At 38.0% G+C, this 22,634-nt stretch carries 19 protein-coding genes; 13 read left to right on the forward strand and 6 right to left on the reverse strand.

What is annotated here, in order from left to right:
* Positions 1–138: 138 nt before the first annotated feature.
* Positions 139–1,842 (reverse strand): M61 family peptidase, encoded by a 1,704-nt coding sequence (locus tag RMA95_RS01540; protein ID WP_311069399.1) that lies wholly within the window; start codon positions 1,840–1,842, stop codon positions 139–141.
* A gap of 171 nt (positions 1,843–2,013) precedes the next feature.
* Between RMA95_RS01540 and RMA95_RS01545 the strand changes: the two genes are divergently transcribed.
* The 9 genes from RMA95_RS01545 (at position 2,014) to RMA95_RS01585 (ending at position 12,676) form a co-directional block, all read left to right on the forward strand.
* Complete coding sequence (locus tag RMA95_RS01545) at positions 2,014–3,333, forward strand: D-alanyl-D-alanine carboxypeptidase PBP6B (RefSeq protein WP_311069400.1); 1,320 nt, start codon at positions 2,014–2,016, stop codon at positions 3,331–3,333.
* Positions 3,334–3,431: 98 nt separating this feature from the next.
* Positions 3,432–4,718 carry an NAD(P)/FAD-dependent oxidoreductase gene (locus RMA95_RS01550; RefSeq protein WP_311069401.1) on the forward strand — a complete coding sequence of 429 codons (1,287 nt, stop codon included), beginning with the start codon at positions 3,432–3,434 and terminating at the stop codon, positions 4,716–4,718.
* A gap of 135 nt (positions 4,719–4,853) precedes the next feature.
* Positions 4,854–5,336: a peptidylprolyl isomerase gene (slyD, locus tag RMA95_RS01555; protein ID WP_002052512.1), complete on the forward strand. Its 483-nt coding sequence runs from the start codon at positions 4,854–4,856 to the stop codon at positions 5,334–5,336.
* 102 nt (positions 5,337–5,438) lie between these two features.
* Positions 5,439–6,881 carry a deoxyribodipyrimidine photo-lyase gene (gene phrB / locus RMA95_RS01560; RefSeq protein WP_311069402.1) on the forward strand — a complete coding sequence of 481 codons (1,443 nt, stop codon included), beginning with the start codon at positions 5,439–5,441 and terminating at the stop codon, positions 6,879–6,881.
* 193 nt (positions 6,882–7,074) lie between these two features.
* A complete protein-coding gene (locus RMA95_RS01565; RefSeq protein ID WP_311069403.1) occupies positions 7,075–7,815 on the forward strand; it encodes a hypothetical protein in 741 nt (246 codons plus the stop codon).
* Positions 7,815–8,711: a hypothetical protein gene (locus RMA95_RS01570; protein ID WP_311069404.1), complete on the forward strand. Its 897-nt coding sequence runs from the start codon at positions 7,815–7,817 to the stop codon at positions 8,709–8,711. Before RMA95_RS01565 ends, RMA95_RS01570 begins: the two co-directional genes overlap by 1 nt.
* Entirely contained in the window at positions 8,698–9,948 is a 1,251-nt protein-coding gene (locus RMA95_RS01575) for a glycosyltransferase (protein WP_000035257.1), read from the forward strand. Before RMA95_RS01570 ends, RMA95_RS01575 begins: the two co-directional genes overlap by 14 nt.
* On the forward strand, positions 9,949–11,793 hold the full coding sequence (locus tag RMA95_RS01580) for a hypothetical protein (protein ID WP_311069405.1): 1,845 nt from the start codon (positions 9,949–9,951) through the stop codon (positions 11,791–11,793). It abuts the gene before it with no gap.
* The gene (locus RMA95_RS01585) at positions 11,771–12,676 is read left to right on the forward strand and encodes a hypothetical protein (RefSeq protein ID WP_311069406.1); all 906 of its coding nucleotides are present in this window, start codon (positions 11,771–11,773) and stop codon (positions 12,674–12,676) included. The genes RMA95_RS01580 and RMA95_RS01585 overlap by 23 nt, the downstream gene beginning before the upstream one ends.
* 7 nt (positions 12,677–12,683) lie before the next feature.
* On the opposite strand, the gene wecB is transcribed toward RMA95_RS01585, so the two are convergent.
* Together wecB and RMA95_RS01595 are read right to left on the reverse strand one after the other, a co-directional pair.
* On the reverse strand, positions 12,684–13,820 hold the full coding sequence (wecB, locus tag RMA95_RS01590) for a non-hydrolyzing UDP-N-acetylglucosamine 2-epimerase (RefSeq protein WP_311069407.1): 1,137 nt from the start codon (positions 13,818–13,820) through the stop codon (positions 12,684–12,686).
* Positions 13,821–13,822: 2 nt separating this feature from the next.
* The gene (locus tag RMA95_RS01595; RefSeq protein ID WP_311069408.1) at positions 13,823–15,043 is read right to left on the reverse strand and encodes a hypothetical protein; all 1,221 of its coding nucleotides are present in this window, start codon (positions 15,041–15,043) and stop codon (positions 13,823–13,825) included.
* A gap of 250 nt (positions 15,044–15,293) precedes the next feature.
* Here RMA95_RS01595 and RMA95_RS01600 point away from each other — a divergent pair, with 250 nt between their 5' ends.
* Together RMA95_RS01600 and RMA95_RS01605 are read left to right on the forward strand one after the other, a co-directional pair.
* The gene (locus RMA95_RS01600; RefSeq protein WP_019457685.1) at positions 15,294–15,995 is read left to right on the forward strand and encodes a VIT family protein; all 702 of its coding nucleotides are present in this window, start codon (positions 15,294–15,296) and stop codon (positions 15,993–15,995) included.
* A 111-nt stretch (positions 15,996–16,106) separates the two neighbouring features.
* Positions 16,107–17,153, forward strand: a complete 1,047-nt coding sequence (locus RMA95_RS01605; protein ID WP_311069409.1) for a nitronate monooxygenase — start codon at positions 16,107–16,109, stop codon at positions 17,151–17,153.
* A gap of 43 nt (positions 17,154–17,196) precedes the next feature.
* On the opposite strand, the gene dusB is transcribed toward RMA95_RS01605, so the two are convergent.
* Positions 17,197–18,222: a tRNA dihydrouridine synthase DusB gene (dusB, locus tag RMA95_RS01610; RefSeq protein ID WP_019457683.1), complete on the reverse strand. Its 1,026-nt coding sequence runs from the start codon at positions 18,220–18,222 to the stop codon at positions 17,197–17,199.
* Positions 18,223–18,304: 82 nt separating this feature from the next.
* Between dusB and RMA95_RS01615 the strand changes: the two genes are divergently transcribed.
* On the forward strand, positions 18,305–19,510 hold the full coding sequence (locus RMA95_RS01615) for a DUF1615 domain-containing protein (RefSeq protein WP_311069410.1): 1,206 nt from the start codon (positions 18,305–18,307) through the stop codon (positions 19,508–19,510).
* On the forward strand, positions 19,480–20,136 hold the full coding sequence (locus RMA95_RS01620) for an HAD-IB family hydrolase (RefSeq protein WP_004700012.1): 657 nt from the start codon (positions 19,480–19,482) through the stop codon (positions 20,134–20,136). The genes RMA95_RS01615 and RMA95_RS01620 overlap by 31 nt, the downstream gene beginning before the upstream one ends.
* A 24-nt stretch (positions 20,137–20,160) precedes the next feature.
* On the opposite strand, the gene proB is transcribed toward RMA95_RS01620, so the two are convergent.
* Together proB and cgtA are read right to left on the reverse strand one after the other, a co-directional pair.
* Positions 20,161–21,294, reverse strand: coding sequence for a glutamate 5-kinase (proB, locus tag RMA95_RS01625; protein WP_019457681.1), 1,134 nt, complete (start codon positions 21,292–21,294; stop codon positions 20,161–20,163).
* Positions 21,295–21,309: 15 nt separating this feature from the next.
* Positions 21,310–22,530 (reverse strand): Obg family GTPase CgtA, encoded by a 1,221-nt coding sequence (cgtA, locus tag RMA95_RS01630; RefSeq protein ID WP_019457680.1) that lies wholly within the window; start codon positions 22,528–22,530, stop codon positions 21,310–21,312.
* Positions 22,531–22,634 lie beyond the last annotated feature (104 nt).

The following is a 22,634-nucleotide window of genomic DNA, read 5'->3' on the forward strand; positions in this document are numbered from 1 at the left end:
TTCAGAGTTCTGACAAATATTATACTTTTCATTCAAAATAAACTCAAAGATAACACCTATTTCAATTTTTAAAATCTACTAAAAAGTAAAAAACCGATGTACGAAACATCGGTTTTTTATAAATTAATTCACTGTTATTTAGGCTTTTAACCATTTATCAGCTTTACTTTGATCTTCAATAATAAGTTCAACTTCAGTTAAGTTTATGCTGTCACCTGTCACTTCAAACGACAATAACTCATCACGGCGGAAAGCCAAAACTTGGTAACTACCCTTTTGTTTAGCATATTTCTCAATAAGTTTTGTGGTTGCTTTTAATCCATCAATTGCAATAATGACATCATTGGCAGAAATACCAGCTTTTGCACCAGCTCCCTCACGGTGAGCATTTTGTACTAACACACCTTCAGGTTTATCAGTCAGCTTTAAACCATAAGCCAATGTCTTATCATTTTTAAACGTATAACTTAAACCAAACTCAGGGAATAACTGATCGAGTGGTAACTCTTCAGTTGTGTTGATCAAATGATTGATTTGCTCAACCCAACTATCACCTGTTAACTCTTCGCACAAATCAAAAACGGTACGTTCATTAACCTGAATGCCGTTTTGGGTGTTTTCATACAAACGACGCATTAAGGCATCAAGACTAGAACCACGTAAACGTAAGCCTAAATCTAAACATAGGGCAACTAATGCGCCTTTGTTGTAATAGCTGGTGCCCGCATTATTGGTGTTTTCATCTGGACGATAAAACTTAATCCATGCATCAAAACTTGATTCAGCTACAGTCTGTACAAAGCGACCCGGATTTTGTAAATAACGATCAAGCTGTGACTTCAACAAATCTAGATAAGACTTTTGAGAGATCACACCACTGCGTAATAAAATGAGGTCATCATAATATGAAGTAAAACCTTCAAAAATCCACAGTAGCGAGGTATAGCCTTCTTTATGAAGATTATAGTTTGCAAAATTTTCTGGGCGGATAAACTTCACTAACCAAGAATGAAAATACTCGTGGCTACATAAACCTAAGAAACGTTGATAGTCTTTTGATGGTTCAGTGGGTTCATTTGATTTTGGTAAATCATCACGTGGTGTAATCAGACTTGTACTGTTGCAATGCTCTAAGCCACCATAACTATTCCCTGTTGCCATCGTCATAAACGTATAGTTTTTAAATGGCGCTGAACCAAACATTTCAATTTCGGTTGCACAGATTTTTTCAATGTCCGCTTTTAAACGGTCCACATTGGTACTGTGCTGTCCTGAAATTGCAAATTCATGTGCAATTCCGTGCGCTTCGAAACTAAAACGTGTTTGATCAGCCAGTTCAAATGGACTATCAATCAGTTGATCATAATGATCAGCTTTTAAGGTAAAACGTCCCTTAACTAAGCTTTTTGAAGCTAAGCCGGTTGCTAATTGAAAGTGTTTTAATTCATCAGGCAAAAAGATTTCTAATTCACAAGCAGATTGTTCTTGGCCTTCTAAACCTAAGCATACGCAGGCAGGGTTAATATATAGACGTGTTTGATCTACATAAGCACCACGTACTGATAAATCATAAGCATAGACATCGTATTCAACAGTAATTAACTCATGATCGGTGTTAAATAAACGCCAGCGATTTTTTTCAGTTTTTTTAATATTGAGCATGCGTCCAGCTTCATCGTAAGCTTTTACAGCCTCAATATGCTTAGAAAATTCACGAATTAAATAACTGCCTGGAATCCACGTTGGTAACCATAGTTCCTGATTTGGATTCGCTAAAAAACGAATTGTTACGTGAACAAGGTGCTGTTTGTAATCATCGAACTCTATTTGATAATGCAACATAAATTCTTCAATTTAAAATAAGAACGGTTTCACCTTAGATTATCACTTTTTTGTATCGACTTGCGTAGATGTATTTTTTGGCAACAATTCAGACTAGCCTTCTACAAAAAAAAGGCATAGCATGCTGGGCATCTGTGTTCCGTATTTGCCAGTAAACGTCAAGGTCACCTAGTGAAATTCTTCCTATCTCTTTTTACGCTGTTTAGTATTTTCTGTACTACTCTTACCAATGCTGCTCTACTTAATATTGCTCCTGAAAGTGTTGAAGCCGCTGCATGGACAATTGTAGACACTCAATCTGGACAAATCATTGCTGAGCATAATAGTCATGTACAACGTGCACCAGCATCCCTAACCAAAATGATGGTTGCCTACATTGCATTAAAAGAGATTAAGGCTGGAAAATTAAAGCTAGATCAAGTCATTACTGCAACCCCTGTCGTAGGTGTGGTTCAGTGGGACGAATCACAAATGTACCTCAAAGCAGGTGAACAAATTTCAGTTGATCAACTTTTGGCTGGTTTAATTGTGATGTCAGCAAATGATGCAGCTGTGACTTTGGCTGAAAAAATTTCTGGTGATGTGCCTCATTTCGTACAACGTATGAATCAAGAAGCTCAAGCTTTAGGCATGAAAGACACGCATTTTAGTAACCCTGCCGGGATTACAATGCCAGACCATTACACTACAGCTCATGATTTGAGCTTATTAAGTCAGGCAGTGATTCACCAAACACCTGAATATTTACATTATTCAAAAATGCCAAGCTTTAGCTACAATCAACGTTTTCACCATGCGACTAACCTTGCTTTGAAATATGATCCATCTGTAGATGGTTTAAAAACTGGCTATACCAAAGCAGCGGGTTATAACTTGGCTCTCACAGCTTCGCGTCCTTCATTTTCACCAAACTTACCGCAAAGACGTTTACTGGTTATTGTTTTAGGTACACCAAGTGCCGTGAAACGCGCTGAAATTGCCGATAAGTTAATGAATCTTGCTTATGCTTATACACGTGATGAAGTGGTTATTCCACAGCAAAAACTTATTGCTGAGCTACCAGTCATTAAATCAACTTTAAAAATGTTTAAGGTTGAAACTAAGCAGCCAACTATTGTCACGACTTCTTTATATGCAGAGCCAGCTGCAATCGATTTAAATACGTTTGATTATGCTACACAGCGTATTCAAGTTCTTGATAGTAACAAGCAGCCTAAAACTATTGCTCCACTTGAAACCACTCAAACACGTGTAAACATTGAGTTAAATGAGCAAAAGTTAACTGCACCGTTAATGAAAGCGATGAATTTGGCAACTGTTTCAATTTATCAAAATAATCAATTGATTCGCAGCCTACAAATTGAAAATGATGTGCATATTGAAGAAGCTAACATTTTCCAAAGAATCATGATGTGGTTCTCTAATCTTTTCTCTATTTTTTCATCGAGTAACCATAGTGCAGCAAAACTCTACCCTGTAGATTCGCACTAAAAACATCAAATTGTGCACAGAGGCACAATAAATTTTATAAATAAAAGATGGCATAATTTAGCCATCTTTTTTTATAGAAAAATAATTAGGTGATAAAAATGGCCCAAAGTTTACATCATATTGTTATTGTCGGTGGTGGTGCGGGTGGTTTAGAACTTGCCACGCAACTCGGTGAAACTTTTGGGAAAAGTGGTAAAGCTAAAATTACATTAGTCGACCAAAATTTGACTCATATCTGGAAGCCCCTACTTCATGAAATTGCTGCAGGTTCTTTAAATCCTCACGAAGAACAAACCAATTATTTTGCCCATGCAGAAAAACATCATTACGAATTTGTATTAGGAACGCTTGTTGCAATTGATAAAGAGAAAAAAATAATAGATTTAGTGCCCCCTCAAGTGTCTAAAGAACAAAACAATCATGTTCAACAACTGAGTTATGACACGCTTATTTTGGCGCTTGGTTCTGTATCAAACGACTTTAATACACCGGGGGTACGTGAAAACTGTCATTTTCTCGATAGTCGAAAACAAGCTGATATTTTCCAACAAGATCTTTTGCATTTGTACATTGAAGCGCAAAATCAACCAGATCAACGTACCTTAAATATTGGAATCATTGGCGCGGGTGCAACTGGCGTCGAACTTGCAGCTGAACTTATCGAAACAACCAAAAACTTTTATCGCTATGGTTTGAAAAAAATCCATCCTAAACAAGTCAAAATTACACTGATTGAAGCATCAGGACGAATTCTTCCTGCCTTAAATGAAAAAACGGCTGAGCATAGTGCAAAACAGCTCCAAAAAATGGGTATCGAAATTTTAACTCAACACCGTGTTGAAAAAGTTGATAAGCATTGCATCTATTTCAGTAACGGTAATCAACTCAAAAGTGATATTACCGTTTGGGCAGCTGGGGTAAAAGCCCCCAAAGTTCTTGAAAGTTTTACCGACTTCGAACGTGACAATATTAACCGCTTAATGGTCTATGCAACCCTGCAAACTTATTCTGACCCAAATGTTTTCGCTTTCGGTGACTGTGCACATTGCCAGCTTGATGCACGAAACCCGCCTCTCGGACCACGCGCTCAAGTTGCCAGTCAACAAGCAAGCTTTTTAGTAGATGCAATGGCTGCTAGGCTAAATGGCCGTTCACAGCCGATGTTCACTTTTAATGACAAAGGTTCACTTGTGTCTTTAAGTCGTAATAAAGCCGTTGGAGAATTGCTTGGGGATGTTAGTGTACAAGGATATATTGCTAAAACGATGTATGTATCTTTATACCGTTTACATCAAGCAACAATTCACGGATACACTCAAGCTGGACTACTCACAGTGAAAGATTTACTTACAAGACGAGTACGTCCAAAAATTAAGCTGTATTGAGTTGAATTTTTTAAGTTCATCCCTATATAGACAAAAACGCATTAGAAAAAGTGTTAAAGATTGAGATTTTGTAGTCTACAAAATTTATTTTTCACTTTATGATGTACGCTTTAATTGATTGAATGGATCAAAAACATGACTGCAATTGCAAATAACCACGTGGTTTCATTCCACTATAAATTAACAAACGCTGAGGGTGAAACACTTGATCAATCTCAAGGTGAACCACTTGCCTATTTGCATGGCGCAGGCAATATCATTCCAGGTTTAGAAAATGCATTAACTGGTAAGACTGTTGGTGATAAATTCACTGTAAATGTACCAGCTGCTGAAGGTTATGGCGAATACAACCCAGACCTAGTACAAGAAGTTCCAGCTCAAATGTTCCAAGGTGTTGATAATATTCAACCTGGTATGCAATTCCAAGCTCAAACAGATGACGGCGTTCAAATCGTTACTGTTAAAGCGGTTGAAGGCGACAACGTTGTAGTTGATGCTAACTTCCCACTTGCTGGCCAAGATTTAACTTTTGAAGTTGAAATCGTAGAAATCCGTGAAGCTTCTCAAGAAGAATTAGATCACGGTCACGTACACGGTGCAGGTGGTCACCACCACTAATTCATCTTTCACAAGATGATAAAAAGCAAAGCTTCGGCTTTGCTTTTTTTATGCCTTTATTTTATATAATATTCAGAGAGTTAATTTATTATTGGACGATGCATGTCAAATACTTATCAGTTGATTTGGTTCCGACAAGATTTACGAGTACGCGATCATGCAGCTTTATGGCATGCCTGTCAGCAAGGACCTTCAATTGGATTAGTCATCTTATCGCCAGAGCAATGGAAACAACACGACGATGCTCCAATAAAAATTAATTTTTATTTACGACAACTCAAAGAGCTTCAAAAAGAATTAGCAGCACTTCATATTCCACTTGTTATCCAAATCATTCCCAATTGGAAAGATATCGCCAAGTTTATTTCTGATTTCAGCCAGAAATATAATATTGAAAATGTTTATGCCAATATTGAAATGGGTGTAAATGAATTAAAAAGAGATAAAACAGTACAAGACTCTTTAAATAAAGACAGTAAAGAACTTTTTTTATTTCATGACCGCACAATTTTTCCTCTGCGTTCAATTCGCAACAAATCAGAACAACCGTATCAAGTTTTTAGTGCATTCAAAAAAGCATGTTATGCAAAACTAGATACCAGCGGTTTACCACAATGTTACCCTTTACCACATAAGCAAAAGGAAGTTTCATCAACGTTTTTAGATGAAAAAAATACGGACTTATCAGAAATCGAAAAATTATTTTATTCATCTATTTCTAAAGAACAGCAAGATTTATGGCCTGTTGGCGAGTCATATGCATTAGAACAATTAGATAAATTTATTAAAGACGCTGTGTCACACTATAAAGTTGAGCGAGATTTTCCTCACGTAGAAGGTTCAAGCAAACTTTCACCTTATTTAAATATTGGCATTTTATCTATTCGACAGTGTCTACAAGCGCTCTTTCGTGCTCAACACGGCAACTTTCACTTAGTCGATGAAGGCCAACAAACATGGTTGGATGAACTTATTTGGCGAGAGTTCTATCAGCATATTTTATTTGATTTTCCCTATGTTTCTAAGCATCTTCCTTTTAAGAAAGATACTCAGAAAATTAAATGGAACCATAATCCAGAACACCTGAAAGCATGGCAAACTGGCCAAACGGGTATCCCTATCGTTGATGCCGGCATGCGTCAACTTTTAGAGACAGGCTGGATGCATAACCGAGTACGAATGATTACAGCTATGTTTTTATGCAAAAACTTACTGATTGATTGGCGTATTGGTGAGCAATGGTTTATGCAACATTTAATTGATGGGGACTTAGCGGCGAACAATGGTGGCTGGCAGTGGTGTGCCTCAACAGGAACAGATGCTGTACCTTATTTTCGGATTTTTAACCCCGTTAGCCAATCACAAAAATTTGATCCGAATGGAGACTATATTCGCAAGTGGGTGAAAGAATTAGCTCATCTGGACAATAAATCTATTCATGAACCTTATTTAAGTAAAACGAGTCTTCGCTTAAATTATCCAAAACCAATTGTAGATTTAAAAGAATCACGTATTAAAGCAATTGAAACATTCAAGAGTATTTAGATAAGAATTGAGTCTTATCTGTTTATTTTTGATTAACAATTAACAACAGGATTTGACTATAAAGGGACTTTCAACTACAAATAAATATATTAGATACTTAAAAAGGACATAAACAATAACAACTTCGCAAATCCACACCTTTCATTATAAAAGTATAAAAAAATTAACATTACAAAAAGGTAGCATAACCCGCATGCAACAAAAAAACCCAGGTAGAACACTCGTCTTATGGATTATCGCAGCTCACCTATTTATGGGAATGGTTGCATATGAGTGGTTGCCTGTGAGTTTTAGAGGAAGCTGGATTTTTATTCTTCTTCTTTTAATTTCTGGTGCTTTTTTAGAAGTCGGCTTGTCTTTAATTGTCGGTTTACTCGCATTTATTGGAGTTGCCGTATATTTTCTACTCGACTTAGGGGCTCAAACGCACATTGAACGACAGCTTCTCTTACTTTTTATTATTCCTCTTATTCCGCTCTTTTTAAGTGCTGTACGCCATAATATTGAAATTAATGTTCAAAAATATCGAGATATTCAAAGCTATGACCGAAATTATCGTCGTGATATTTTCCCATTAAGCGCTTTAAAATACTTCCAACGTAGTTTTTTTAAACTACTTGATCACCATAATGTCCAAGACTACGAAGTTTTTGTAATTAGGATTCTTAATCGTAGTTTAATAAAAGAAATGCTCGGTGATGATGTTTGGAAAACCACTCAAAATGAAATGATTAAGATTTTGAGCCAACATGAACCTAATGAGATTATTTTCCAGTTTGCTGATGATGACTTGGAAAATATATACAGTATTGTCATCCGCCAGCAAAAAACTGACGAAGAGCCTGACTTTATTAAAAAATTAAGAGAAATTATGACATTACGCCTTGAGGTGGAATATAAAATTATTCCAATTCCACCAGAGGAGATGAGCTAATGTCTAATCTTCTTAATATTTGTGGAATTGTGATTGCTTCTAGCCAATATCCAGACGCTACTCTACAGCAGTTCTATCGGCAATATTATCATTGTGAAATTAAAGCTGAACAAACAAAAGCCGAAATACAAAGTTCTAATGATCTTTCCATGTTTTTTCCTTATCAAGATACATGGTGGCCAGTCTTTACCATTGATCAGATTAGTTCAGAAAGCTTTCAAAAGTTTGTTCATAATGGAATTCGACCCGGCATTATCTTGCCAGATGAAGTCTTTGGTTTCCCCCACTATTTTTTATTAAAAGAAGCAGTAAGCCAAGGCGCTATTCCGATCGTACTTTTTAAAACTGAACAGCCTCAATATTTTGCTGCGAAGGCGACATTTTCAACAGCTATTGGTTTACGGCCAATGGCAGCGTTTGTGAGTACAGGGTGGGATGAAAATTTAATTTCACAACCAGCGGGTAGTTATATTATCCAGTTAAATTCGACAAACTTACCCATACCCTCAAGAGAGGTTAAACAAGGTAAACATTTATTTTATTCGGCCAAAGGTTTTAACGGTCATGTTTCAGGTTATGAAATTATTATCAATCCTCCTCCCGATTTACCCCTCTCCAATATTCGCTATCCGCAACTCGGTATTTCGTGGAAATTTAATAATATTGATTATGTAAGCACCCCTGAACATGTCAGTACCAATCTTATTGGTTATATATTTATTGGTTTAAGTATAGTTGTTGTCCCTCTTGATCTGATTTTAACAACGACCTATCCAGATCTTCTCGGTACATTTGGTAGTTACATTTCATGGATCTCCTTAGTAGTGGGATTAATTCTATTATTACTACTCATCTCTTCTATTATTAGGAGGGTTCGTAAAAATGGCTCCAATTGATATTCTGTTTTTATTTGGCTTTCTAGGTATTTGGATTCCACAGGCATTTTGGGCATGGTTAAGCTATCAAGCGTGGAAGTATTCCAAAACGGCTGAAAAGGAACTACAAAATCTGCCAATACCAGAAAGATGGCCAGTCTTAAGTGTTTTAATCCCTGCTTATAATGAAGGCGTAGTGATTGAGGACACTTTGCATGCCATTGCTCAACAAGATTATCCAGCAGAGTCTTATGAAGTCTTACTGATCAATGATGGCTCCAAGGACAACACCCTTGAAATTGCAGAAAACCTTGCAAAAATTTATCCGTGTATAAAGATTGTTAATGTCCCCAAAGGTATGGGAGGTAAAGGTAAATCAAGAACACTCAATAATGGCCTTCCTCATGCTAAAGGTGAGTTAATTGTTGTTTACGATGCCGATAGTACTCCTGAACCTGATTGCGTCCGATTACTCGCACAAACTTTACTGGCAGATAAAAAGTTAGTCGCTGTAAATGGCAAAGTAAGAACCCGTAACTGGCAAGATAGTATTTTGACTCGCTTTATTGCGATTGAATTCATCTTTTTCCAGTGGATTTTTCAGGGTGGCCGCTGGCAACGTTTTGAACTATCAACATTGATGGGGACGAACTACGTTATCTGGCGCGATGCCTTAGAAACTTTAGGTGGTTTTGATGAAAAGTCGCTAGTTGATGATACAGAAATGAGTTTCCGAATTTTTATCGGACAAAAACGAATTAAATGGGTTCCCTATGCAATTGGTTGGCAGCAGGACCCGCCTTCATTAAGTGTATTTGTTAAACAGCGCTCACGCTGGACTCAAGGTAATTTTTATGTGACACGTAAATATTTACCTGTAGCACTCAGAACACCATTTCCCATCGGAATTGAAATTCTGAATAACATTATGTGCTACATCCTTTTCGTACCAGCTCTGTTTTGGAGTCATATCACCTTAACACTTGGCTTACTTGATATTGCAGGTATTTCAGTTCCAGGACCATTTACGCTCCTGTGGGGTCTTTCATTTTGCCTATATGTGGCACAAATGTGGTTTACGCTATCTTTAGAAAAAGTTAAACCCGAACTCTATTTTTACTCTGTTTTATCTTACGTAAGTTACTCACAAATCTTCTTATTTATTGTATTTAAAGCCGCATTCGACATGCTAAAAAATAAAATACAGGGTAATTCCCTTCAATGGTACAAAACAGAACGTAGCAAGGAGAAAAAATAAATGAAAAAGACTTTCAAACTTTATCCACTCATACAAGCACTCCTTGCTAGCAGTTGCCTTATGTTAGCTGTGTCAGCTCATACCAACACATGGAAATTAGATGATATTAGTACATCAACTAAATATACGGTGGAGCCTCATTTTTTCTATGTGGGAAAAGGCGCTGAATGGCAAAATATACAGTTTTCTACTGACTATTCCACTGAAAACGACACAACATTACTCGTGAAGTATGACGATAAACTCATCTATAACACGACCTTAAATGGTGATGGCCAATTTAAATTTAATATTCCTGCCAGCCCAAGTGGTTTTCACCGTTTAGATTTTATTATTCAACAATATGCTAAACCGACAACTCTAAACCAGACAAAAGAAACATTCTGTACAGAAGATATCGATCATTTAACTTATTTGAGTAATTCCCAACTCGACTTTACGCCTATTCGTAATGTTTATCGTTTAAAAGATTTACCAGATGCTCTATTTAATCCACAAACTAGACGTCCTACACCATTTGTTGGAATTTTAAAATATAACCGTAAGGAAATTACCGAAGCATCCATGCTAGCTCGGTTAGCAAGCTCTTGGAGTTCTGTAACTCCTATTGAATGGGTCGACTCAGGACAAACTAATTTAAATGCTGAAACAAACTTTATTATTGAAGTGATTCATTCAGCCAATCCCCTTAAAGGTGGTGCTTTAGTACAAATTGCAAAACCAGCAGAAGGTGTTCCGACACTATCAATAACTTACCACACACCACAAGAGCTCACTTCTGCTATTAATGGGCTGATTAACCCAGCCTATGTACAACAGCTTGATACTGATAGTGCAATTTTCCCAACCACAATTTCAGCACCTACTTGGGCACAATTTAGAAAAATTGACACGCTTGCAGATTTGGGTATTAGTGACTTCAGACTCAACCATGCTGAAAAGAACCTCTTTCTTGATTTCCCAGCAGTGTGGCAACCAACTGATATCCTACAGGGACAAATCGCACTTCGTATTCAAAGTGGTTTATTACAAGGCTCTAGTATCACTGCATGGCTGGATGGCGGCCTCGCTGGTAGTATGAAAACGGCAGATCTTGCTTCTGACCCCGTAAACCGACAGTTCAACATCTTTGCCAAGGAAATTTCAAATACAACAAACTTTAGCTTAAAACTTGAAAACTCGGTCATTGCCAACTCTCAATGTTTACCAAATGCTCATGGTTCACTTTGGGTTGATACCGCCAAGTCAACGGTAAAACTTCCACATAAGCTCAAAAATGGTGTTGCAGCACTCTCCATGACGTTAGCGACCAAGCCAACAATTGCAATTGATGACCAATCAGGTGCATTAAACATTGCCATTATTTTGGGGCAAGTCGCTAAAAATATGTTGCTTACACAAGCACCAATGCCACTAAATCTAGTACGTTTTTCACCCAATACTCCACAAGCAGTTAATGTAAGAGTCAATAAAGAGATTTATCAACAACAAGTTTTAATGCATCAAAACATTATTTATGCACCTGCGGCAGCAAATGGTTTTATTGTGAGTTATAACAATAACCGCTTTGATGTGATTACTGACTCTGAAAACGGTGCACAAACTTTCATGCATTTATGGGGAACGATTCAACATAAAATTCCAAACAATGTCACCAAAATGCTGGTTTCTGAAAATGGCAATATTTATGTTCTCCAGAAATTAATTGTAGGCAACCAAAAAGCACCACTAGTTCAGCAATCATCATTCTTTTTACTAGTTGTGATTATCTCTGCAATTATGATAATAGTGATCTTCTTGTGGTATTGGTTACGACGAAATAATGAGAAAACAGATACCAATTAAAATAACTGCTTTTATTATTTTAATTATATGTAGTGTAGTGGCGTATGCTGGGTTGTTCAAAAATCATGGACAACCTCCAATTATTGAAGGTATTTTCTGGCAACCCGACAATAATACCACTCCTCCTAAAGGAAACTGGCATTACTTAGGAGTGAACACTTTTGTTCCTCAATGGTCAGTCGTCGAATCTAAATCTTGGTGGAAAAACTCCACTCTTCCTCAATGGGAAAATGCCATTGATATACAAAAAATTAAACAACAACCTTGGGCTAAAAATCTCATATTAGGCTTAGCAGGTGAATATAACGAACGTGAAGCACGTGCAAATGTGGTTGCTTTAGGAGAAAAATCTGCGCAAATTATTCAAGAACAAAAAGATGCACCATTAAAAGGTTATTATTTTCCAGTAGAAGCCGATCCAACATGGCTAAGAGTCAGTACATTAGGTCATGTTTTAGAAAAGCTCCCTTCACCTATCTGGGTTAGTATTTACAGTGGTGAAAGCGAACCCGAAAACTATGATTTGTGGGTTAAAAGTTGGTTGCCTCAACAAGCGGGTATCTTTTTTCAAGACGGCGTAGGTGTGGGAGTAAGAACTCCACAACAAGCTCGACGTATTTTAGATCAACTTGAGCAAACTCTTGGAAAAGATAAAACGGTGATTGTGCTAGAAGCCTTTCGAACCAAGAAAAATGGACAATTCCGAGCAGCATATCCTTGGGAAATTATTTCTCAGATTAAAGCTTATGAAGGCAAGAAAATTTATATTTTTGATGGTCCACACTACATGGGACGTTGGTCGGTTTACATCGTCGGTTTGTGGTATCGTCTCGCTTATGGCAGCACATCTACCGCCATAAACGAATCGGAAATTTCAAAATAAATAACTTCTATTCATAAGTTTTAGCAATTTCATCCAATATTCGCTGAGCAGCACGCCCATCACCAAACGGATTTTCAACATTTGCCATTTTTTGATAATGCTGTGAATCCGTTAAAAGTTTCTCAGCTTCATCTATAATTTTTTGCTGATTTGTTCCAACCAGTACTCCAGCTCCCACCTCTACCACTTCTGGGCGTTCAGTGGTGTCTCGTAAAATTAAGACAGGCTTATTAAATGATGGGCTTTCCTCTTGTAACCCACCAGAGTCCGTCAAAATAAAACTTGAACGGTCTATAACGGCCAATAAACTTGGATAATCAAGTGGCTTAACCAAGTGAATTTGAGCATGATTTTTAAACTTATCATGTACTACATCATGTACAGCTGGGTTTAAATGCACAGGCCAAATAAAATGTAAATCAGGATGATGATTAGCTAAATATTCAACTGCATTACAAATATTTTTGATTCCTTCACCGAAATTCTCACGGCGATGAGCGGTAATAAGTACAACCTTATCATTGTGTTTTAATTCAATTCCGTAAGGTTCAAGCTGATTTTTTAAACCAGTTTTTTCAGCAATTAATTTTCTACCTAAATACACAGCATCGACTACAGTGTTGCCTGTCACTGTAATCAACGAAGGTGGAATCTGCTCATTTAACAAGTTACGCTTTGATTGTTCTGTAGGGGCAAAATGCCATTTGGTAATACGAGAAACTAACTGGCGGTTTCCTTCTTCAGGAAACGGATGATCTAAATCATACGAACGTAAACCTGCTTCGACATGGGCAACAGGTATCTTCATTGAAAAAGCGACTAACCCAGCAGCTAATACTGTCGTAGTATCCCCCTGAATGACAATCGCATCTCTTTTTTGACCATCGGTGTAGACATGTTCAAGTTGTGTCAAACCATGAATTAATAGCTGATTTAGACTTTGCCCTGCATTCATAATTTTAAGTCGGTGGTCAATTTCAACCCCAAAGAAATCTATGGCATCTCGCACTAATTCATCATGTTGTCCCGTGAAAATAACTTCTACCTGAAATCGTGAGTCTTGTTTTGCTAATAGAATTACTGGAGCCAACTTTATAAGCTCTGGACGGGTACCAAAAACAATCGAAATAAAAATTTTTTTCATTATTAGAAGTCCTTATAAAAAACAAGTTCTACTCGGGTATTGTTGTAATGATCTTTTGTATTAACAGGCACGTCTTTAAAATAGTTGCCATATAGACGTTCAACACGTAGTTTTATTGGTTGATAGTTAAAAGGCTGCCATGAAATCCCTGGGCCATATTCAAATAAATTATTGTAATATTCATTTTTACTGTCTGCTAAGCCATGCAATTTCACATAAGCCTGCACAGTTCCCTCATCTCCTTTATATAAATTTAAACCTGTGCGTAAGCGTAAATCTCCAATAACGTTATAGTCTTCTCTTGAATAAGTCGCGACATTACCATAGAGATCCGTAAAGTAATTATCTAAACAAAGTGTATGATTACATTTAGACTGCGAATACCATTCCTGATAACCCGTTACACCACCTACAACACTTTCACGAAATTTTTTTCTATTTCGATCAATCAAGTCATAACTTCCACCAACTTCGACATAAGCTTGAACAGGAATTGAAGTCCATGGTTGATAATTTGCACCTACCCCAAGAGTAACCGCATTTTCATCAATAATTTCAGGTCGTACTCCACCTTGAGATTTAGTATCACGGTTTAAATTAAGAAAGCCATAGACTTGAGCTCGTCCATTATCAATATTTTTACCGTACCGAACTTTTAAAGGAAAAATAACATCGTCATAACGTGACTCATAAGAGGGTGCAAAATAAATATCACCAAAATATGGTTTAACCTCCCCCCCACTTAAATTTTTAACCGCTTGAGTTGCCTTTGCTGTAATTGCTGGATCTGAAGATGAAGTTAATTCTTTAAATAAAACCAATGCATCACGATCTTTTTTCTGCTGATTCAGCAAATATGCTTCTTGTAATTTTAAATTGTCGTCTTGAGGAGCTAAAGCTCTTGCTTGTCTTAAACTTTGTAAAGCCTCATCTCTTTTTTCGAGCCGAATTTGTAAATAAGTAAGGCTTTTCCAGACTTTAATATCTGTAGGGGTCAACTTACTCAGCTCAACTAATATTTTTTCTGCTTCTTGAGGTTGAGACTGCTCTATTTTATAAAATCTGTCCCATTTATCATAAATGAGGTTTCCAGGTTTATAGTCTGAAGCTATTTGGTCCTGTGCATAAACAGAGCCCATACTCACTACCGTTAAAGAAGAGATCACTGCTCCCATAAGTAATATTGAATGCGTTATAGAATTTATTGTTTTGCTATTTTTCATTTTCACCTCTACAGTAAATTAGAGTTATTAGGGGGCAATTTTTGGAATAATCAATAAATATCATAATTAAAAATAATGATTTACATCGTTAAGTTAGGTTAAGGATGGTTTAATATAAATAATTTAGTCTCCATTCTTATTATTGATCTATTCTTTAGTATCCCTAAATTTCCTATAATGATGACATATTTTTTGATCAATAAATTGTAAAATTTCATAGCATCTATAAAACATTTATAAGGCAAAACATATGGCTTTTCCACATCATACAGAGCATCATGCAATTCACCGTTCAGGTTGGTTAAGAGCTTCGGTATTAGGAGCCAATGATGGAATTATTTCTGTCACTAGCTTAATTATGGGCATGGCAGCAAGTGGAGCCAACTCACATACTCTATTAATTACATGCATTGCTGGACTAATTTCCGGGGCTACATCAATGGCTGCCGGAGAATATATTTCCGTAAAATCTCAAGAAGATATTGAAAAAGCTGATCTAGCTATTGAAGCAAAAGAACTCTCGAAGCACCCGCAAAAAGAATTAGATGAATTAACTCAAATTTATATTTCTAGAGGCTTGTCTAAAGAATTGGCTCAAGAAGTTGCTTTGCAGCTAACCACTCATGATGCATTAGGTGCACATGCCCGTGATGAAATAGGTATTCATGAAAATACGGCAGCCAATCCTGTACAAGCTGCATTATCATCTGCTGCATCATTTTCTTTTGGGGCTTTTTTTCCCATGCTCGCTATATTACTGAGCCCGAATCAATGGATTATGCCTGCGGTTTTGGCTACCGGTATTCTTTCATTAGCGATTTTAGGTGCACTTTCTAGTTATTTTGCAGGTACATCTAAACTTAAAGGTAGTTTACGTATTACGTTATGGGGAATTTTAGCAATGGCTTTTTCAAGCTGGATCGGTTCTTTATTTAACGTCACTCCTTTATAAAAAGATTTTTAAAATAGTCCTCTAGAATATTTAAAAATTAAATAGCCAATATTATTTGCTCTTCATTCTATTTTCACGTTATGGTGAAGTGAAAGAAGTGAGGTGAATAAAATGAGCCTATTACAACAACTTGCAATTAAACATCCAATTTTTCTGGCTCCCATGGCAGGGGTTTCTACACCAGAACTAGCAGCCGAGGTTTCAAATCAAGGAGGCCTTGGATCATTAGGCTTGGGAGCAAATACTCCGCAAAGTGCACGTGAACAAATTTTAAAAACTCACGCACTCACTGAAAACTCATTTCAGGTTAATTTTTTCTGTCATCAATCTACAGAACTTAATCTAGAAAAAGCAAAACAATGGATTGAATATCTACGTCCTCATTTCGAAAAATTTGGTGTTCAACCACCTCAAGAATTGCACTGTATTTATCCAAGTTTTTTAGACAATGATGACTTTTTAAATGTTGTTTTAGAAACTAAACCTAAAGCGGTGAGCTTCCATTTTGGTATTCCGCATCCGCATCAAATTAAAGCTTTGAAAGAAGCTGGTATTTTGACCATGGTTTCGGCCACCAACCTGATTGAAGCCCAAGCGATTGAGGCAGCAGGTATCGATATTATTGTTGCTCAAGGTATTGAAGCTGGTGGACATCGAGGAATTTTCAACCAGACTTTTGACGCAGCGATTAAAACCAGTGACTTGGTCCAATTGATTGTGAAGCATTGTAAGCTTCCTGTTGTGGCTGCAGGTGGCATCATGACTGGCTTACAAGCCAAACATATGCTGGGCTTAGGAGCAACCGCAGTCCAGTTAGGTACAGCATTTGTTCAATGCCAAACTTCAAATGCTTCTGCTGAATATCGCAAAGCATTATTTACTGAACCTGTAACGCAAATTAGCGCTAGCCTTTCTGGGCGTCCTGCTCGCGGTTTATTCAACCATTGGCATACCAAAATCGATTCACCTACTCGACCTGCCCAACCAGAATATCCATACGCTTACGATTTAGCAAAGCAACTTAATGCTCTTGCAAGTAAACACCACGACTATGGTTTTGGTGCATTTTGGGCAGGAAATAATGTTGCACAAATACGCGAATTAGGCGCATCTGATCTGGTCAATCAACTCGTGGTTGAAATGCTAGATAATGAATAGATAAAGATTTTAAGCAACCAGTCCGTATACTGGTTGCTTTATTTTAGTGAGTAGCTAATAAATTAACTTGTTCAACCTGAACATCACTCATCAAATTACCTTCTGCAAGTAATTGATTAAAATAACTCTCGACAACTAATGCTTGTTCAGCAGTCGTTTCAACTTTATACATATTTTGTCGGAACTCGTTACTTGAGCGTAAGCCTTTGGTGTACCAAGCAATATGCTTACGAGCAATACGGCATCCTGAATATTCACCATAAAATTGATATAACTCAGACAAATGTCCTAAAAGTACATCTTTGACTTCTTCAATATTGGGAGCAGCCAAATGCTCACCAGTTTTTAAATAATGGGCAATTTCACGGAAAATCCATGGACGACCTTGCGCGGCCCGCCCAATCATAATTGCATCGGCGCCGGTATAGTCCAGTACATATTTTGCTTTCTCAGGACTATCAATGTCACCATTGGCAATTACTGGAATATTGATTAACTCTTTAACATGTTTGATTAATTCATAACGTGCTGTATTTAAATACATGTCTTCACGTGTACGGCCATGCAATGCTAACGCAGCAATCCCAGCCTCTTCAGCACGTTTTGCTACCCGTAAAATATTTTCTTGGCCATTTAAAAATCCCAAACGGGTTTTTAACGTCACAGGAACATCAACTGCTTCAACAACAGCATCCAGTATTCGAGCAACCAAGTCCTCATCTTGTAATAATGCTGAACCTGCTAATTTATTACATACTTTTTTTGCAGGACATCCCATATTGATGTCAACAATTTGCGCCCCATTTGCAACTTGATAACGGGCAGCCTCAGCTAACTGTTCTGGATCAGAACCTGCAATTTGTGCAGAAATAGGAGCGAGCTCTCCATCAAAATTCGCACGATAAAGACTTTTTTTAGTCATCCGCAAAGTTTTGTCGGCAGTCATCATTTCACTCACCGCATGACCCGCACCAAAATACTTGCACAGTGTTCTAAATGGACGGTCAGTTACACCAGCCATAGGAGCAACAATTAAATTATTTGACAGTTGATAGGGACCAATATACATATATATTCATACAATTCATGATCAACATAGTATACTTCATCCGCTTGATCAGCTCATCTTTTTTGCAGGTGCTTTCCTCGCCATGAACAAACCGTTGTCTTCCCGTTTTTTATTAAAATCATTCGGTGTAGTCACCGTATGCATGAGTTTAGCTGCTTGTGGAGATAAAGCCTGGTGGTCAAAAAATGATGAGCCCGATTTAGAAAGCCAGCAAATTAAAAAGTTAATTCCATCGCGCGTTCATGATCGTGAGTCATGGGCCAAAGATATTGACGATATTATGCAGGAATTAAAAATTCCTAAAACCAAGCAAAATGTTTGTAGTATTGTCGCGATTGTAGATCAGGAATCTAACTTTGTTGCCAACCCTGTAGTACCGGGTCTTGGTAAAAAAGCAGTTGATGAAGTCAGTACCCGTTTAAATGAAAAGTTTGAAGACAAACTTGGTCAGAAAGTGGGGGGTACTGTCGCAGGCTACTTCGAAGAAGTATTAAAAACCCAACCCTCTCCTGACAACAACTACATGAGTCAGATGCGTAAAGTAAAAACTGAAAAAGATCTCGACTTACTTTATCGTCAAATTTTTGATTTTATGACTCAACATTATCATGTCAGTGCTTTAACGGGTGCAGCCAAACTGGTTGGACAAGATATTGGCGAGAAAATGAATCCAATCACTACACTGGGTTCAATGCAAGTTCATATTAATTATGCCAAAGCGCATAAGCGTTCTAGCATGAATATTGCAGACCTTAGAAATGATCTTTATACGCAATATGGCGGTCTATATTATGGTATTCACCGCTTGATGGTATATCCAGCAGACTATGATAAGGCCATTTACCGTTTTGCCGATTATAACTCAGGTATGTACTCTAGCCGTAATGCTGCTTTTCAAAGCATGCTCGATGCCCTTACTGATACTAAACTTACTTTAGATGGTGATTTATTACTTTACAATAAATCTGGTGATCCACTCGCAGTTCAGAGTCAGTCAGAAAAAGAGTTAATGAAATTATTTACTGCAAATAATGTTTTAATTACTCCAAGACAACTTCGCGATGACCTCAAGTTAGAAAAAGAGAAAAAGTTTGAAAGTACAACAACTTATATTGCATTAACTAAACTTTATAAGGCTAAAACTGGCAAAGAACCGATCTATGCCATTATGCCTCAAGTGGTAATTTCTGGGCCTAAATTAAGTCGTGACTATAATACTAACTGGTATGCAACCCGCGTAAACGGACGATATGAATCATGTATGCAACGAGCGAAACGAATAAGATAATAAAAAACCTCGCCCTGTTCGATTTTGATGGAACCTTGTGCACTAAAGACAGTTTTACAGGGTTCATCTTTTATGCATTATCTAAGCGCCACATTGTGAAGCAAGGCTTGAAAATCCTGCCATGGATTCAAGCCTATTATCTTAATTTTTATCCCGCCCATGCGATGAGAGCTAAACTTTTTCGCAGTATGTTTAGCAATACTCCAGCCATTGAACTGCAAAGGTTAGGCGAAGAATATGCGCAAGAGCTTGTATCGACGCTTTCACCTGAAATCTTCGCACAGTTACAACAACATCAGTTACTTGGTGATCAAGTAGTCTTGGTTTCAGCTTCAATTGATATCTATCTTGCTCCACTTTGCAAATTACTAGATATCGAATTAATTTGTACCGAAACTCAAATTAAAAATGGCATGATGACGGGCTACTATTCAACGCCAGATTGTAGTAATGAACAAAAGAAGTTAAGAATACATGAACAATATTCTTTGCAGGATTATTATCAAATTTATGCTTATGGGAATACTTCAGAAGATTTAGATATGCTGAGCCTTGCCACCCATCCTTTTATGGTTGGTGAAGATCGAATCTTGCCATCATTAACACCACAAAAAAAGCTCGCATAAAGCGAGCTTTTTATTGATCACAACTTAATAAATTGCCATATGGTCGCGGTGTATCATTTCCAGCGAACGAGCTTCCCCAAGTACTTGGTAAACCTTATCCGAGGCTAAGCCTTTAATGATTTCAGCAGAACGCGAACTAAAGTTTACCCGTCCAACTGCAATGCGTTTACCCTGTTTATCTACACATTCAACCACATCGCCACGATCAAAGTGACCTTCAACAGTTTTGACCCCAACAGGGAGTAAACTACGGTGTTTCAATTTAATCGCTTCAACCGCACCATCATCAATCACCAGACGACCTGCTGTTTGCAAATGCGCAGCCAGCCACTGTTGATGTGCTGTCATACGGTCTTTATCTGTTGTGAATAATGTACCTAACATTTCGCCAGCCATTACTCGTGACAATACATTGTCACTTTCACCACTAGCAATCAGTGTTGGACAGCCTGACTTGGCAGCTAAACGCGCAGCACGAACTTTAGTGACCATGCCACCTCGTCCGAGAAGCCCACCACCACCAGCCATTTCAAATAAGACATCGTCCATGGCACGCACAGTTGATAACAACTTTGCATCTGGGTTATGGCGTGGGTCTGAGTCAAACATGCCTTGCTGATCTGTTAAAATGATCAGTAAATCAGCATGTACTTGACCAGCAACCATTGCTGCTAAGGTATCGTTATCACCAAAACGAATCTCGTCAGTAGAGACTGTGTCGTTTTCATTGATAACCGGAATAACACGCCAGTCAATCAAGTTCTGCAACGCATCGCATGAGTTCAAATAACGACGGCGATCTGCCAAATCATCATGTGTTAGTAACACTTGCGCTGTTCGAATACTATGATTTTCAAGCACGCTAGACCACGTATGAATTAGGCCCATCTGCCCAATTGCGGCACATGCTTGTAAACTGGGTAGATCGGTGGGTCGACTCGCAAGCTTCATACGAACCATACCTTCTGCTACAGCTCCTGAAGACACTAAAATAATTTCGTGTCCAGCATTGTGTAAATCTGCAATCTGTTTCGCCCAATGCGAAATAGCTTCCAGATCTAGCCCCTGCCCATTTGCTGTGAGTAAAGATGATCCGATTTTAACAACGATTCGTTTACACTCACTGAGCTTACGTTGCCCATCGACCACTTCTATCATGTTTTCCTCGATTTTTTAGTCACGAACGTAGATGCTTTCTACATCATTGTCGTCTTCATCATCGTCAAAATCATCATCATCGTCCATCATACTTTCGAGACGTTGTGCTCGACGCATCGCACGATATGCTTCTTTTGCCGCAATGGTTTGTTCACGTGTTTCAACTTCTAGTTGTTCACGGAAAGCTCTTACTTCTGCTGCGTATTCAGGATCTTCAACTTCGCGTTCGCGTTGCTGTTCAATCTGATCCATCAAGTAATACACAACGTCTTTTGTTCCTTCGCTTAATAAGCCTGATGTCTTAAAGACAGGACCAGTCCATTTCAACTCGTCTAGAATGTGCTGACACCACTCTTCACGACTTTCTTCAGCAATTTGATCCAGTTTATTGAGTACTAAAACAACTGGTAGTTTCGCTAAAGTAGGAGAAAACTTAGCCAACTCATTCATAATTGCTTTAGCATTGTGTGCTGGATCAGAACCATCAATTGGTTGCACATCAATAATGTGTAGAAGAATACGAGTACGTGCCAAGTGTTTAAGGAAACGAATTCCTAGACCTGCACCTTCTGCCGCACCTTCAATAAGCCCTGGAATATCGGCCATTACAAATGAACGATGACGGTCAGCATCTACAACACCTAAGTTTGGAACCATAGTGGTAAATGGATAGTCCGCTACCTTCGGTTTTGCAGCACTTACAGCACGAATGAAAGTAGATTTACCAGCGTTTGGCATACCTAATAAGCCAACATCCGCCAATACTTTCAACTCAAGACGAATTTCACGAAATTCACCTTTTATACCAGTCGTACATTTACGTGGAGCACGGTTAGTTGATGATTTGAAGTGAGTATTACCTAGACCACCTTCACCACCACCTGCAACCAGAATTCTTTGGCCGTCTTCAACCAAGTCGCCAATAATATCGCCAGAATCTGTATCAACAATTGTTGTACCTACAGGTACTTTTAAAACCACATCTTCACCACCACGTCCGGTACAGTTAGCACCTGCACCGTTTTTACCACGCTCAGCGCGGAATTTACGGGTGTAACGGTAATCGACTAAGGTACTTGTATCATCATCAGCTTGAATATAGATACTTCCACCACGTCCGCCATCACCACCATCTGGGCCACCAAATGGTACAAATTTTTCACGGCGAAAACTGGCTACGCCATTGCCACCGTCGCCAGCCTCTACGGTAATGACTGCTTCATCAACAAAGCGCATTTGCCAATCCTCTAAAAACTCTAAAACCGCCTATTCTGCCATATTTTCAGAAAATTCTCGAATAGAAAATCGAGAGAATTCTACTTTCATAGGTCTTATTTTAT

The organism is Acinetobacter sp. V110_1, from assembly GCF_031798975.1.
Classification (GTDB): Bacteria; Pseudomonadota; Gammaproteobacteria; order Pseudomonadales; family Moraxellaceae; genus Acinetobacter; species Acinetobacter nosocomialis_A.